The sequence below is a fragment of the Leptolyngbya sp. PCC 6406 genome, from assembly GCF_000332095.2.
Taxonomy (GTDB): Bacteria; Cyanobacteriota; Cyanobacteriia; order Phormidesmidales; family Phormidesmidaceae; genus PCC-6406.
The window spans coordinates 3,556,596-3,572,053 of the sequence record NZ_KI913949.1 but is presented as its reverse complement, the minus strand read 5'-3'; the positions used below and the strand labels follow the sequence as shown (position 1 = coordinate 3,572,053).

Below are 15,458 nucleotides of genomic sequence, written 5' to 3'. Positions count from 1 at the left end.
ATGGCAGAGTTCAACTGGTTTAGCCGCAGCCATAGTGCGGCCCCAGCCGGGGAGTCTCCGGCGGAGCCCCAGTCTTCGGAACCCGCACCAGCAGAAACCCCTGTCCCCGCTGCTGAGGATTACTTGGCCTGGGCCAAGGCGGCCTACCAAAATATTCAGAAACAGCAGGCTGTTGCCGCCGCTTCCCCCGAAGCAAGTTCCCCCGAGGAAAGTTCTTCCCCGGAAGCCGACCCTGAGGCAGCGACTGCACCAGACGCTACTAAGGTGACTGAGCGGCCTGAACCGCCAGTGGCACCAGAAACACTAACGGCAGAGACTTCCCCTGAGACGCTCCCAGCAGCGATGGTCACAGACCGGCCCAAAGGGGCCATCGCGGACCCCGAACCCAAACCAGAACCTGAGGCGGACCCCCAGCCTGCCGTGCCCGCCTGGATGCAGGCCAATGCCGAGCGACAGGCCCGTCTGGAACGGCTCCGGGAAACTGCGATCGCGGAACCCGAACCCGAACCGAATCCCCAGCCCCGGTCCGGTTCCTCCACGCCGGTTGCCCCAACCCCGGTGCTACCGGATCTGAATTTTGACGAAGCCTTTCTCTGGTCAGCGGAGGTACTCGCGGCCCAGGGCCGACGGGCGGAGGATATCTCCGTTGAAGAAATCACCTGGCTGAACCGATTGCGCCAAGGGCTAGACAAAACCCGCCGTAGTTTGGTGAATCAGCTCAAGGCCATCGTAGGTCAGGGGCCACTCAACGACGACGCCGTATTAGAAATTGAAGCCCTTCTACTTCAGGCGGATGTAGGTGTGGAGGCCACCGACACCATTATCCAAGGACTACAACAGCGGCTACGGGAGGAAACCCTGCCCCCAGAGCAGGCCATTGCCTTCCTGAAACAGCTCCTGCGAGACATGCTGGATCGGCCCCTAGGGGAAGACCATAACCTCACCTTTGTTCCCGACAAGGAAACCCTGAATGTGTGGCTGATGACGGGGGTGAATGGGGCGGGCAAAACCACCACTATCGGCAAGCTGGCCCACATCGCCACCAAGTCCGGCTATACCTGTTTGATTGCCGCCGCCGACACCTTCCGCGCCGCCGCCGTAGAACAGGTCAAAGCGTGGGGAGCCCGGAGCAATGTTCAGGTGATCTCTAATCCCGGCCAAAATACGGATCCCGCCTCCGTGGTGTTTGACGCGATCGCGGCGGCCCAGTCCCGAGGGGTGGAACTGCTGCTGGTGGACACCGCTGGCCGCTTGCAAAACAAGAAGAACCTGATGGACGAATTGACCAAGGTGCGGCGCATTATTGACAAGAAAGCCCCCAATGCCCGGATTGAGTCCCTGCTGGTGCTGGATGCCACCCTGGGACAAAACGGACTGCGGCAGGCCCAGGTTTTTGCCGAAGCCGCCAGCCTTAGTGGTGTTGTCCTGACCAAGCTAGACGGTACCGCGAAAGGGGGGGTCGCCCTCGCTGTGGTCCAGCAACTGGGCCTGCCCATCCGCTTCATCGGCGCTGGGGAAGGCATCGAAGATCTGCGCCCCTTTTCCAGTTATGAATTTGTTGAAGCTTTACTCAGCAGTTAAGAGGATTACTGGGAATAGCCGCGATAATTTTGGGAGCAGGGTTGCCTGCCACTGTATCCCCCATTGCCCCTTTCTCGGTAACCGCCATGTCCGCCATGTTTAACCCCGAGTTGGCCCTTCATTGTGTCCGCCTTAGCGCCGAAATCTACCGAGATTTTGCTGATATTCGTTTTCCCTCTACCCCCAATGCTAAGGTCACCCTTCTGCCCAGCGAAACAAAGGGCATCGATACCCAGGCCGCTGTGCTCTATCAAGAGGAACACAGCCGGATCTTCCTTGCTTTTCGAGGCAGCGACAGCAAGGATGACTGGCGCAGCAACATTCAATTTCGCCAGCAGATCTATCCCTACGGGGATGAGAGCAAAACGGATGTCCGGCTCCACCGGGGTTTCATGGCGGCCTATTTTGCCGTCCGCGATCGCGTCCTCGACGTCATGAAGCAACACCCTAGTGCCACTGTGATCGTGACAGGCCACAGCTTGGGGGGAGCCCTGGCCACCGTTGCTGCCCTAGATGTGCAATACAACATTACCCAGCACACCCAACAGCCCCTTGCGGTTTACAGCTTTGGCGCTCCCCGTGTGGGTAATGCGGCCCTAGTTGAGTCCTTTGAGCAACGGGTTCCCCACAGCTACCGCTATGTCTATGGCCACGACCTTGTTACCCACATTCCCCGTGTCTGGCAGGGCTACCGCCATGTGCCTACTGCCATCAATTATGGGCCTAGCTTTTCTTGGAATGTCTTTAGCCGCAAATTTAAGGACCACGAAATTCAGAATTACATCACGGCGCTAGAGGTGGCCCTCCACCAGGGAAGCTGAAAGCAACGTGATCTCTAGGGCCTCTCTAGGGCACATTATTGACGGAGCGGCGGTCAGAGACCGCATCTATAGCGATTCTCACTCGGGTTAAGGGACTCGCAGAAAAATAAGGTGCCCCGCTGATCGGGCTTGCTCCCTCTGGGAGCCCTTACAGGAACGACTCCGCTCAGCCCTCAATCTCCGCTCAGCCCTCAATCTCCGCTCAGCCCTCAATCACTGAAGGTTGAGCGGAGTCGTTCGCGTAGCGTCTCCCGAAGGGAGAAAACCTGGCCACGGGGAAAAGTGGGTAAAATTTTGCGCGATACGTCCTCCAAGTTGATACACTTCCTAAGCCTTTACCGCACGATTTTCATGGTTCACCCGCGTCTCTATGAGTCTCTGCCCCTTAATCACACTCGACGCCAGCGCCGCATTACCCTCGTCTCTATTGCTGCCTTAGCGGGACTGATTAGCGGTACCTTCTTTCTCGAAGCCTTTCATGTGGCCAATAGCTATCTAGAAATACCTTTGGGGGTTACTGTTGAGCCCCTAGGGGCCAGCATGATGGGCGGTAGTACCGTGACGGGTCTAGCGGAGCTTCAGGCGGCCAATGGGCGACCTCAACTGTGGCCTCTGCCCCCAGCGGCGGAGGTGTGGCAATGCGAAGTGGTGGTAGTGGGGGGATCCCTGGGGGGGGTTGCCGCAGCCTTCCATGCTATGCAGACCGGAGCCCAGACCTGTCTGATTGAGCTGAGCCCTTGGCTGGGAGGCCAGATCAGCTCCCAGGGGGTGTCGGCGATTGATGAATCGCGGGTTATTCGGTCTTCCCCTAGTTTTTCCCCTAGTTGGGATGGATTCAAGCGTTTGATCCGTAGTCAGGTGGTGACTCTACCGGACTGGACTGGGCTGACCACGCCGGAGCCTGTCCATCGCCTAAACAATTGCTGGGTGGGGGATCTGTGCTTTCTCCCTGAGGCGGGCGCGATCTCATCTCAACAGTGGCTTGAAACTGCGTCTCGGAAAGCTCCCAACAGCCGCTGGGCCACCGCTACAGCCTTTAAGGGAGCCGCCTTTGATCCGTCGGGCCGGAATATCACGGCTATCTACGCCGTTCAACGGATTCCTCGTGCCGCTGACTATGCTCCCCAGGGTCGGTTTTCCCGAGAGCTGTTCCATTGGTATGCCTGGTCCAGTGATGACACCTTTGAGAAGGTGCCGATCCGCTTAGAGGCTCCTCCAGAAGGGCGTATGGTGGTGATTGATGCCACTGACACTGGGGAACTGGTGGCCTGGAGCCGGGTACCCCATCGCATTGGCTCCGATGCCCAGTCTCTCTTGGGGGAAGTGAATGCTCCAAAACAGAGTAACCCTGACTGTACCCAAGCTTTTACCTACCCCTTTGTCATCGCGATCGCAGATGACAAAGGAGCTAGCTACCAAGCCCTACAAAAGTTAGAAACGGGTATGTCCCGAGCCGAACACCGCCGTGCCTTTGGCATGGAGGGTTTTCCCATGTTCGACAACCGCAGTCTGTTTAACTATCGCCGTATTGTCAGCTTTGCCGCTGGTCCTGCCCATGCCAGCCCCTCTCTACCGGGGGAAATGACTTTGGTGAACTGGAACCAAGGCAATGACTGGAACATTATGGATGACCCCCTAATTCTGACCCAGGAGGCCATTGATGAAGCGGGCCAACGGCAAAACTGGATGGGGGGACTCTCGGTGGTGGCGCTGCAAAATGCCGAAAATCATGCCTTTCGCTTTGCCGAATGGCTGATGGATACCCAGGCCACCCCCGATCGTCCGCTGGCCCTACTGACAGGGGTGAAGGCTCCCCTAGGTACGGTGTCTGGTCTCAGTATGCTGCCCTATATTCGCGAAGGGCGGCGCATTATCGGGCGTCCTGCCTATGGCCAAGAGGAATTTATGATTCGGGAGGCGGATCTCCGCAGGGATATGGCGGGGGGCCGTGATTTCAGCCCCACCGCTGTGGGTCTAGGCCACTACGACATCGATATCCATGGTTGCCGCTACCGCAACTGGCAACCCTCCTTTGAGGCTACGGGGGCGGGGATGACGGAGGGGCGAGTGCGTCCCCTCCAGATCCCACTGGAGAGCATGATTCCCATTGGCTTAGACAATGTCCTCATCGGTGGGAAAACCATGGCGGTTTCCCACATTGCCAATGCCATGACCCGAGTCCATCAGCCGGAATGGAGTACCGGGGGGGCCGCAGGTGCGATCGCAGGTTGGCTGATTCATGACGGTCAGCCCGCAGATTTGACCCCAGCCCAAATTCTCGTAACCGATCAGATAGCCCTCGTCCAAGCCCACCTCATAGAACAAGGGTTGCGCTATCAGTGGTGAGTCATCCCTAGGCGTTGACGAATCAACTCAAAGAGGGCTCGCATCCCCATGGCTTCGCCCCCTTCCGGACGCCCTGGTAGGCTGCGTACATTCCAGGCCATTACATCAATGTGCACCCAGGGAATATCGGACTTGACAAACTCCTGCAAGAAGAGAGCAGCGGTAATCGCGCCGCCGTAGGGGCTGTTGGATATATTCGACAGGTCCGCCACCTTACTACTGAGCATGTCTCGGTAGGGGCTATGGAGGGGCAGTTGCCAGAGGGGATCTTCTGCGATCGCGGCGGCGCTCTGCAACGCTGTCGCCGTTTCCCCATGGTTGCAGAAAAAGGCAGGCAATTCCGATCCCAAGGCCACCCGCGCTGCCCCCGTCAAAGTGGCAAAATCCACCAGTAATCTGGGCTGATCCTGGCAGGCTTCCCAGAGGGCATCCGCCAGCACCAGACGCCCCTCTGCATCCGTGTTGCCCACCTCCACTGTCGTCCCCTTGCGCGAGGGCAAAACATCTAGGGGCCGCATGGCATTGCCCGCGATGCTATTCTCCACCGCCGAGATCAACACCCGCAACCGCACCGGCACCGCCAGCTTCATAATCATCTGGGCCAGCCCCAGAACATGGGCCGCACCCCCCATGTCCTTTTTCATCGTCAACATGCCCCGAGAGGGTTTGATGTCCAGCCCACCGGAGTCAAAGCACACGCCCTTACCTACCAGGGTCACCTTAGGGGCATCTAAATCTCCCCAGTGCAGGTCCAGCAGTCGGGGTTCGCGATCGCTGGCCTTGCCGACGGCATAGATCAGCGGATAGTTCTGGGTTTCTAGGCTTTCCCCCGTGATCACCTGCAAATCCGCCCCATAGGTCACGGCGAGGACCTGAGCCGCCTCTTCTAGTTGGGCTGGTCCCAGATCATTGGCAGGGGTAGTGATCAGATCCCGGACCAAATAGGTGGCCTCCACCGCCGCCTCAATATAGTCTCGATCCGCCTCGGGGGGAAGTTCCAGCTCCGCCAGGGGATCGGGAGATTTTTCCTTGTAGCGGGTGAAACGATATTCCCCCAGTCGCCATCCTAGACCCAGTTGGGTGGCCTCCTCCGGCGTGAACTTTCCCTGAAGACGGTAGCGATGGGGGGGGAGAGAGGAGGGCAGAGCGGCCAGGGTCCAGGTGTCGAGGCGGCGAGATCGGCCCACAAGAACCAGGGCCAATCCCCCGGATTCATTGGGCAGCAGGCAAAAGGAACCGGGTTGGGCTTGGAACCCGGTGGCCTGGAACCAATCCCGCGATCTCACTAATTGTTCTTGGAATTGGGGATCCTGAAATTGGGGATCCTGGAGTTGGGCCGCAGTGATGAGGTGGAGGGGAATGACGGAGGTGGAGGCGGAAGGGGCGGAAATGGCAGTCACGCTAGCAAATTTAGGGGCGACAGGTTCATTAGAGGTTGACGAAAAATGCGAAAACCCCCAGATTCCCCTGACCCTATCACAGCCTTAGCCCCGCTGCTGCCAATAGCGATAGGCCGAGTAGGCTAGGGTGACCACCCCCGTCACGATGGCATCTTCATTGGCCTGAAACTGGGGATGGTGCAGGGGAGGGTTAGTCCGGTCGGGGAAGCCCACCCCCAGTCGAAACATCGTCCCCGGCGCGTGGTCTAGGTAGAGGGAAAAATCCTCGGCCCCCAGGGAGGGTTCTAGGATCAACTGCACCCGATCATTGCCCCAGGCTGCTTCAGCGCAGGCGGCGGTAAGTTGGGTCAGGGCCGGATCATTTTGCACCGAGGGCACACCGGGACGGTACTTCACCTTGTATTTGGCCCCATAGGGCTGGCAGGTGGCGGCGACAATAGCTTCGATCCAACCGGGTAGGGCCGTGCGGGTGTCGGGATGGAGCGATCGCACCGTCCCTATCAACCGGACATGGTCGGCAATCACATTGGGAGCCCGTCCTCCCTGGATCTGGCCAATGGTCAACACTACGGGATGGAGGGGATTTTGGGTGCGACTGATGGACTGTTGCAGCGTCGTGATCACCTGGGCCGCAATCCAGATGGCATCCACGGCCTCATGGGGTCGCGCCCCGTGACCCGATTCCCCCACAATTTCAATTTCCAGGTCATCCGCCGCTGCCGTCAGCGCCCCGTAGCGAATGCCGATAGTTCCCCCTGGAATTGAGGGGTAAACATGCACCCCCAGAATCGCTGCGACCCCTGTCATCACGCCATCACCGATCATCCATCGCGCCCCCTGGGCGGTTTCCTCCGCTGGCTGAAAGAGAAACCGTACGGGTCCCGGTAGCGGTGTCTCTAGGGCGGCGAGGACCATGGCGGTTCCTAGTCCTACCGTGGTGTGGATGTCGTGGCCGCAGGCATGCATCACCCCCGGCTTTTGGGAAATAAATTCAACCTCCGCTCGCTCTAAAATTGGCAGGGCGTCCATATCTGTGCGAATGGCCAGATAGTCTGCCGCCGCGTCCACCCCCGGTAGTTCTGCCACCACCCCCGTTTTCCCCACCAGTTCCTGGGCCTTGAGGCCACAGGAGGACAATACCCCGGTAATGTAGGCAGCGGTTTGATATTCTTGGCCACTCAATTCCGGCTGGCTGTGGAGATGGTGACGAATTTCAATCAGGCGGGGAGCAAGCTTATCTGCGATCGCATGAATCCGGTCGAGCATGGGCGGTAGGCGTGAGGGGGTCTTTCTATGGTACGGAGTGTTGGGGGGTGTGGGGGTGTGGTGAAGGGTGGGGGGTGATGGGGTAAATCCCGTAGGGGCGGGTTTAGCCCGTATGTAGCGGGTAATTCAGGATGGGAGGCTCAAAACCCGCCCTGTTGTTGCCGGGTGATAGGGGTTGGGGGGTTGGGGTGGCAGGTGTTTTCTGGTGCCCTGCCTCTGCCTGGGTATCTCTGCCGGAGGCTCTGCCTCCCCTGTGTTCCGTAGGGGCGCGGAAACCGCGCCCAATGTAGGATGTCTCGTAGAGGTGAGGTTTTCGCGCCTAATGTAGGCGGGGCCTCAATTTCCACCCTGCTTAGGGCTAATCGTTGGCCATGTGGTCTGATTCCAAACTCCGGTGGGAATCCAAATGCCCTGGCAGCGTTCTACCTGCTCCGTTGCCATCACATACATCCAAGCTGTACCAAGATCAGCTCCCTCGGGGGTAAATACGGGACGCTGGAGGCGAATATAGAGATTTTCTAACTGCGATCGCGTGGGATCATACTCTTCAAACTCGTCCAACATCCCTAAGACCGCCCCATCCATAAGGGTTAGGAGTGTCCCAGTCACCCAGCCTGGTTCATCGGTGAGGGCGGGGTAACCCTGGGGCAGATGGTAGAGACGCCCCTGAACCTGGGCAGGGCAAGTTGCTTCCAGATAGGGCGCGCAGTAGCGATCGTGGAAAGCTTCCCCCGGCTTCAGGGTTCCGTAGACAAAAACCTGATGCACGGGCCTATCGCGAGAGGCGACGACGAGACAGACGGTACACCCGCCAGGTGGTGTAGGTCATTAGCAGGGTTGCACCAATGGCATAGGCGATGCCGCTGGGCAGGCCGGAAAAGGCTAGGGCCAGACTGCCGACCCAAAGGGTGAGGGCATAGATAAAGAGCACAGCCCAGCGATGGGAGAGGCCCGCGTTGAGGAGACGGTGGTGTAGATGGCGTTTATCGGCCACGAAGGGAGAATTACCGGAGCGCAGTCGGTCCAGAATCACCGCTGACATATCGAGGATCGGGACCGCCAAGATGAGGTAGGGCAACAGGACCGCTACCGTGGTCACACTTTTAACCAGGCCAATGATGCCCACCCCCGCCAGGGTAAAGCCCATAAAATAGGATCCACCATCCCCCATGAAGATCTTGGCGGGGTTGAAGTTATAGCGCAGAAAGCCCAGGGCTCCCCCTGCTAAGGCCGCTGCAATCAGAGCGGCGGCGGGCTGGTTCATAAACAGGCACATCACCAGCATGATGATGGCGGCAATGCCAGATACGCCTGCCGCCAATCCATCCAACCCGTCAATCCAGTTAATGGCGTTGGTCATCCCTACCAGCCATATCACTGTGATGGGTAAGCTAACCCAAATCGGGAGTTGAACCAGTCCCAAAAAGGGAATAGTCAAAAAGTCGATACTGACGCCGACGTGCCATGCAATTCCAGCAACCAGGGCCTGCATCAGCAGACGGCTCAGGGAAGAGAGGCCAAAAAGGTCATCCATCAGACCAATTAGGAAGGAGGCTAGTCCTCCTAAGGTCAAGCCCCAAATCGCATATTCTTGGGTTGGGCTCAGGTGCTCGCCGCTACCATCTATGAAACCGCCAGCGCCCCACACCAACAGTAGGGCGACTAGGGTTCCCAGAAAAATGGAAATGCCCCCTAGGCGTACCATGGGCTGGTCGTGGACCTTGCGGCCTCCCGGCAAATCAACACGGCCACTCTTGAGGCCAATCCGACGTACCAAGGGCGTCGTCGCTAGAACCACAAGGGCTGAAATAATGAAGGCGAACAAATGGAAAAGGTGGGAAGGCATTAGACCCTTCAGGCTGCGTTTCTAAACGGAAACAATGCAGTCTTTATGGCGATGCGATAACATTTCAGGTCTTCTATGGCAAAAACCATTGAAAATTCCGTAGGAAACTGCGCCGCCAAGCTCCATGCAGAATAGGACAGATCAGGAACGATGTCTACCGTTGGGCTCTAACTCTATCAAGTTCCTTGACAAGAACAAGCCAGGATGAATAGCTTAGACCATCATTCCTGGGGAGTATTCAATACCCATTAGGGACAATTACGGAATCCAAATACCAATTACGGACAATTCCGGAATCCAATTGGGACACCCCTGCTTCAAAACAGAAACCCCTGGGGGGCGGGCAGAATTACACTAGACCCATGCTAAAAGCGTTTACAAAAACAGACTATTTACTGCGGGAGACCCTCCTGGGGATCCAGCGGGGCGGTTGGATGAACTGGGCCGCCATTAGCACTATGACCGTGCTGCTATTTCTCTTTGGCATCAGCCTCCAGGCCACCTGGCAGCTAGAGGGATTACTGAATCAATTTGGCAGCCAACTTGAGGTGTCGGTATACCTGGATTCTGGCGTTCAGGCCGACTCCCTTCAGGGTACTGTCGCGGCAATGTCGGAGGTGACGGCGGTGCAACCCATCTCTAAGGAATCGGCATGGCAGGATTTGGTTAGTGAACTGGGCATCTCGGATATTGAGGGAGCGACGGAACAGCTCAACGGCAACCCCCTCGTGGATGCCCTCCGGGTCAAGGCCAACCGTTCTGAGGATGTCCCTATCCTGGCCAGTAAGCTCTCGGCCCTTCAGGGGGTCAATGAAGTGCTGTACGTGGATGAGGCAGTGAAACGGTTGGCCCAACTCAACGACGGTCTGCGGTGGGCGGGTCTAGTGGTGATTGGTGTCCTTAGCCTAACTGCGATCGCGGTGATCACTACCACGATTCGCCTAATTGTCATGGCCCGCCGTCGAGAAATTGAGGTGATGCAGTTGGTGGGAGCCACCACCGTTTGGATTTATCTGCCCTTCATCCTCCAAGGGGCGACCTTTGGCCTCGTAGGGGCTGGTATTTCCTGGGGACTGCTCAGCGCCATCCATCACTTTTTGGATGAAATTGCCTCCCAGCAGCCGGACTTCGTGAAATTCCTTGTCGATGGTCTGCAAATCAGCCCTCAGCAGACCTGGATGCTGCCGGTCTCCCTCGTGGGTTTGGGGACAACGATAGGGCTAATGGGGAGCTTGGTAGCTGTGAGGAAGTTTGCCCTGCGATAAAGGTAGGGGCTGGTCTGGCCATTCTGAACAGATAGCTTAGGAGTTACGGATTGACAGGACTGTCAATCCGTAACTCCTGTTTACGTGCACATCCCTGGCGGATGGGCAGCGAAGCTTAAGCCAAACTCAGGTTAATGACAATGGGCTTTGGGACTGGGGGGCACATCCAGGGCCGGGTTTTGATCAAAGAAGCCTAACGGCTTTAGGGTAAAGCCACTGTAGGCCACGGGCATCACCGGCCAATCCTCCGGGCGAGGGATGTGGTGGTGGCCAAAGACGTACCACAGCACCACATCAGTATTCTCCAGAGGCCGATCCGCCACCGTCCACTGCGGTAAGCCCTCACCGCCGGGATGTTGGTTGGGGTAGGGGCCAGCGGGGAAGTTTTCCGCTGCCTGGTAGGGGGTAACCCACAGGTGTTGGTTCAAGAACCCAGCCCGTTTCATGATTGGCGCTTCTGGGTGGGCAAAGGGGAGGATATTTTCCCCTGGAATCAGCTTGAACCCCACCGGTTGCCCCAGGCGATTGGTGACCTGGGGATTGACCACCTTCCAGTAGCGGCCCACCAGGGGATCGATACGGCGTTGGGCCGATTTTTCGGTATCCAGCAGGGTGGGTACGGCATACCAGCCGTTGCCCTGGGGGTTGTCTGGCCCTAGGGGTTCCGCCTGGGAATTCACTTCGTACACGCTGTTGGCACAGCCATCCACATCGAAATCCAAGCGCATGGCGAAGAAATGCTGGTGGTTGAGGGCGTTCACCTCTGGGGCTACCAGGGTGCCGTACTTGCCCTGATCCGCCAGAGCCCCCACCAGCAAAATCCCTGTTAATTTAATCTCGTATTGAATGGTGCCGTCCTGGTAGAAGTACCAGTAGAAGCCGTATTCATAGTTGTCCACGGTGGCAATGAAGGAGAGGACGAGACGACGCGATCGCCGCACATCCACATGGTCTCGCCGCCAGTCCGTATGCTTCCAGAGAAGGCCAAAATCCTCCTCATGGAGACAGACGGCATTTTCCGTCACCGCCACATTGCCCCGGCTATCGGTCAGCACCGCGTCAAAGTAGCGGATCTCCCCCAGGCAATCGCAGCCATTGGTAAGGGAATTGGCCAACATTCCCACCCCATGCTCCCCTAGGTCAAAGGCATTTTTGCGAAAATGCTGGGGCCGGGGATCGCCATAGGGCACGACCATTTCTGCCATGGAGGCTCGATAGAGAATGGGGCGTAGGCGACCCTGATCTTCATAGCCCACCTGGTACAGCACTAAGCCTTCGCGGGGGGTGAAGCCAATGCGGATTTGCCAGCGCTGCCATTGGATTAAATGGCCCTCAATGGCGAAGCTTGGCCCCTGAGTCTGGGTAATGGCCAGGGGTTGGATGTCCCGGCGGTACTGATCTTGGAAAAATTCTCTGGCATATTCCCCCGGTTCCGGCGGCACGGGCACGTCCCCGATATCCTCAATCCGCACCACCGCCATCCGGTTCAAGTCCACCACGGGCACGAGACCATCGATGGGGCGGGCGTAGAAGTTACTCTCTGGGGTGGTACGCACGTAGCAGAGGCAGCGAGACAGGCGCAGTCCATCTTCCTCTGGGAAGCCAAAGTTGCCGATCGCCCAGGGATCTACTACCACCTGCTCCAGGTCTAGCCCCCGCCGCGCCACCGCAGCTTGGAAGTCGGGGTGGGCGCGCACCACCGCCTCACAGTCCACCAGTTCATCCGCCATGATGTTGGGCTGAATCCCCGGTAAATGGGTCCAACTCACCACCTGACCTTGACTCAGGGAGACAACAGCTTCGTAGGTGTGGCCTGTCTCGTTATCCAACAGCACCAGAAAGGCTTGCCGATCCCACGGTTCCCCTGGTTGGTAAGTCAGCACCGCCGCCTTCGGGGGTTCCTTCAGGGTCACCGTGGGGAAGCGCCAGCGATCGCCTACCCCCTTCTGTTCACGGACCAAGGCTACTGCTATTTGGACTTCTTCAATGGATAGGGGTTCGAGGGGATGCAGGGGAGCAGAGAGGGCCATAGGGAGGTGGAATCGCCATCGACGAAATAAACAAATAGAGGGGCGATACCTGTGGGTATCGCCCCTCTACTATTGTCTATCTGATGCGGAGAATTGCTAGGACTCTCCGACGATTAAGAGTGGCTCCGTCGCCGCTTCAGGGTAAGCCCACCCCCCGCGATCGCGAGTAGCCCCAAAATCGAAGTCGGTTCCGGCACCGCCACACTGTCGTCAGGGTCAGGATCCGAGGGGTCAGGATCCGAGAGGTCAGGATCCGAGGGGTCAGGATCACCCCCCAGAGGTGTTGCAGTTTGAGCTAAGTTAAAAGCAATCTCGAAGGGCAGATTCAACGTATCTGAACTTAAACTGCCGCTGCCACTCCCTTTTATAAAACAAAGACCCACCAGGCAACTATTGAGTTCGCCCGCATTGAAGGCATCAATGTAGCCATCAATCAATAGTTCTGGGCCGCCGCTATAGCTGAATTGAAAGCTTGTCAGAGGATTGTTGGCAGCATCGAAGATGTTGCCAACACCATTGAGACTAGACAACATTACGGTGCTTACCAGATTTTCAAAGGGGAGTCCGGCTACTGCCTGGATGGCAAAATCTCGCAACAGGGTTTGGAGTGGGCCGATTTCGGGGGTAAGGCTAGCACCAGAAACCAGTCTATTTGCTAAATCATCAACCTCAACGGTTTCATCAAGGGTAAATGTGGCCGGTAGCACACCCGACAAAAGAAAAAGAGGGCTGTCACTACTGAGGATAATGTCCCCTTGATAACTCACCTGGGTCAGCGATGCTGCCTGGGCCGGTAGGGGGGCAATCAGGGCGCTGCCAGTCAGGCCAAACACTCCAGCTACTAGACCACAACGCCAGTAATTATTCAGTTCTATCAGCATTAGACTTTCTCTAACATTCAGCAAGTTGCTTAGCAAATGCAAACCCTAGGGATAGCGTCCTTTCCACTGGTCCGTAATTACCCCATGATATCGCCTCAACTATAAGCGCTCCTATGTGAAGTTCCAGAAAAGCACTATAAAGCTTTGATGAAGTTCTTGGTCTTGGGCTCGGAAAATACAGGCATTTTTCAAGGGATTTTCCTGGGGAATATAGCGGTTCTCACTCGGGTTAAGTACAGGCAAGGGGCTTAAGCCCCTTGCTCGCCAAAGTGTCATTAAGTTGAGGTGTACCTCATACATTAGGGAACTGCTATATCTCCTCTAGACAGCGAGGAACTTCTGAATCACATCGTTGCTGAGTTCTGTTGTCGAGCCTGAGGCAACAATGCCGCCCTTTTGCATGGCGTAGTAAAAGTCGGCTTGCCGGACAAAATGCAGGTGTTGCTCTACGAGTAGGACGGAAATGCCCGTGGTTTCGACAATGTGGCGCACGGCAGCCTCAATATCCAAAATAATCGAGGGTTGAATTCCTTCCGTTGGTTCATCCAGCACCAGTAATTTGGGCCGCCCCATGAGGGCACGGGCGATCGCAAGTTGCTGTTGTTGACCGCCGCTCAGGTCTCCCCCCATCCGGGACAGCATGGTTTTCAGCACTGGAAATAGGGCAAAAATCTCCTCGGGAATGGGCTGATTTAGCCCCCCCTTACGCTGGGCATCCGCCTCCATGCCAATCAGCAGGTTTTCCTGCACCGTCAGACGGGGAATGATCTCCCGGCCTTGGGGTACATAGCCAATTCCCAACTTTGCCCGCTGGTAGGGAGGCAGGGGCAGAAGAGATTTGCCCTCGTACTCAATGCTGCCGCTGCGGGGAATCAACAGCCCCATCAGGGTTTTCAGGAAGGTGGTTTTGCCGACGCCATTGCGCCCGATCAGGCACACCATCTTGCCCTGGGGAATGGTCAGATCCACATCTCGCAAAATGTGACTCTCACCGTAGTAGACATTCAGCCCCTGTACCCGCACCATGGGCGGCCCACTGGAGGCAAAGGGATCAGCGATCGCGGCGGCGGTTTGCATACTATTCTCCTAAGCTCTCCTAAGCGGCTTGGTGGTCAGATTCTGGTGCACCCAAGTAGACCTCGATCACTCGGGGATTGCTTTGGACCTCGTCCATGGTGCCTTCGCACAGAACAGAGCCTTCGTGGAGCACGGTCACCTGACGGGCAATCTGGCGAACAAATTCCATATCGTGCTCAATCACAATGATGGAGTGGCTCTCCGCTAGGGACATGAGCAGACTTCCCGTTTGCTCCGTTTCTTCGTCGGTGAGCCCTGCCACAGGTTCATCCACTAGGAGCAGATCCGGCGACTGGGCCACCAACATGCCAATTTCCAACCATTGCTTTTCCCCGTGGGACAGCAGGGCGGCGGGAATATCCGCCTTGGCCTGTAGGCCAATGGTCTCTAGTAGCCCCCCAACACTGCGCTTCTCAGCGGGGGGCGTTTTGCTAAACAGGGTGGAAAAGACGTTTTTGTTGCGGTTGCAGGACAACTCCAAATTTTCTCGGGGGGTGAGGTTCAGGTAAACCCGTGGGGTTTGGAACTTGCGCCCAATGCCGAGACGCGCAATTTCGTGCTCTCGCTGCTTTCGTAGATCCTTGCCCTTGAAACGGGCTTGGCCCTCTGTGGGCTGCACCTTCCCCGTGATCACGTCCAAGAAGGTGGTTTTGCCCGCCCCGTTGGGGCCAATAATCACCCGCAGTTCCCCTTCTGTCATAGAGAAGGTGAGATTCCTGAGGGCTTTGAATCCATCAAAGCTGACGGTGACATCTTCAATTTCAAGGATTGGGGTGGACATGGGAGGGGGTGGGGGTAGGGGGGTGATGGGGTAGGGGGGTGTGAGGGTTTGAGGGTAGGGGGGTGTGAGGGTAGGGGCGTGGTTTCCGCGCCCAATGCAGGGGGTGACAGGGGATAGGGAGTTTTGAATTTTGAATTTTGAATTGAATGTCTGGTAGGGGCGCG

The 15,458-nt window shown here is 57.2% G+C and carries 12 protein-coding genes; 4 read left to right on the top strand and 8 right to left on the bottom strand.

What is annotated here, in order from left to right; all coding sequences use genetic code 11:
* The 3 genes from ftsY (at position 1) to LEP6406_RS0215735 (ending at position 4,748) form a co-directional block, all read left to right on the top strand.
* Entirely contained in the window at positions 1–1,581 is a 1,581-nt protein-coding gene (gene ftsY / locus LEP6406_RS0215745; RefSeq protein WP_008318135.1) for a signal recognition particle-docking protein FtsY, read from the top strand.
* Between the two features lie 41 nt (positions 1,582–1,622).
* On the top strand, positions 1,623–2,402 hold the full coding sequence (locus LEP6406_RS0215740; protein ID WP_225886545.1) for a lipase family protein: 780 nt from the start codon (positions 1,623–1,625) through the stop codon (positions 2,400–2,402).
* Between the two features lie 351 nt (positions 2,403–2,753).
* Positions 2,754–4,748, top strand: coding sequence for an FAD-dependent oxidoreductase (locus LEP6406_RS0215735; protein WP_008318133.1), 1,995 nt, complete (start codon positions 2,754–2,756; stop codon positions 4,746–4,748).
* Here the strand turns inward: LEP6406_RS0215735 and LEP6406_RS0215730 are convergent.
* The 4 genes from LEP6406_RS0215730 to LEP6406_RS0215715 all read right to left on the bottom strand — a co-directional run bounded on the left by LEP6406_RS0215730 (position 4,739) and on the right by LEP6406_RS0215715 (position 9,260).
* Positions 4,739–6,148 carry a leucyl aminopeptidase family protein gene (locus tag LEP6406_RS0215730; RefSeq protein ID WP_008318132.1) on the bottom strand — a complete coding sequence of 470 codons (1,410 nt, stop codon included), beginning with the start codon at positions 6,146–6,148 and terminating at the stop codon, positions 4,739–4,741. The genes LEP6406_RS0215735 and LEP6406_RS0215730 overlap by 10 nt on opposite strands.
* 84 nt (positions 6,149–6,232) lie before the next feature.
* Positions 6,233–7,414, bottom strand: coding sequence for a M20 family metallopeptidase (locus LEP6406_RS0215725; RefSeq protein ID WP_008318131.1), 1,182 nt, complete (start codon positions 7,412–7,414; stop codon positions 6,233–6,235).
* A gap of 336 nt (positions 7,415–7,750) precedes the next feature.
* The gene (locus LEP6406_RS28415) at positions 7,751–8,182 is read right to left on the bottom strand and encodes a gamma-glutamylcyclotransferase family protein (protein ID WP_008317039.1); all 432 of its coding nucleotides are present in this window, start codon (positions 8,180–8,182) and stop codon (positions 7,751–7,753) included.
* A 4-nt stretch (positions 8,183–8,186) separates the two neighbouring features.
* Positions 8,187–9,260, bottom strand: a complete 1,074-nt coding sequence (locus LEP6406_RS0215715; protein WP_008317040.1) for a glycosyltransferase family 4 protein — start codon at positions 9,258–9,260, stop codon at positions 8,187–8,189.
* 362 nt (positions 9,261–9,622) lie between these two features.
* Between LEP6406_RS0215715 and LEP6406_RS0215710 the strand changes: the two genes are divergently transcribed.
* Entirely contained in the window at positions 9,623–10,525 is a 903-nt protein-coding gene (locus LEP6406_RS0215710; RefSeq protein WP_008317041.1) for a cell division protein FtsX, read from the top strand.
* A gap of 131 nt (positions 10,526–10,656) precedes the next feature.
* On the opposite strand, the gene LEP6406_RS0215705 is transcribed toward LEP6406_RS0215710, so the two are convergent.
* The 4 genes from LEP6406_RS0215705 to urtD form a co-directional block, all read right to left on the bottom strand.
* The gene (locus LEP6406_RS0215705; RefSeq protein ID WP_008317043.1) at positions 10,657–12,555 is read right to left on the bottom strand and encodes a primary-amine oxidase; all 1,899 of its coding nucleotides are present in this window, start codon (positions 12,553–12,555) and stop codon (positions 10,657–10,659) included.
* A gap of 113 nt (positions 12,556–12,668) precedes the next feature.
* Positions 12,669–13,436 carry a PEP-CTERM sorting domain-containing protein gene (locus LEP6406_RS0215700; protein WP_008317044.1) on the bottom strand — a complete coding sequence of 256 codons (768 nt, stop codon included), beginning with the start codon at positions 13,434–13,436 and terminating at the stop codon, positions 12,669–12,671.
* 321 nt (positions 13,437–13,757) lie between these two features.
* A complete protein-coding gene (urtE, locus tag LEP6406_RS0215695; RefSeq protein ID WP_008317046.1) occupies positions 13,758–14,513 on the bottom strand; it encodes an urea ABC transporter ATP-binding subunit UrtE in 756 nt (251 codons plus the stop codon).
* A 19-nt stretch (positions 14,514–14,532) separates the two neighbouring features.
* Positions 14,533–15,458, bottom strand: a 926-nt coding sequence (gene urtD / locus LEP6406_RS0215690; protein ID WP_263971185.1) for an urea ABC transporter ATP-binding protein UrtD, incomplete at its 5' end; no start/stop codon positions are given.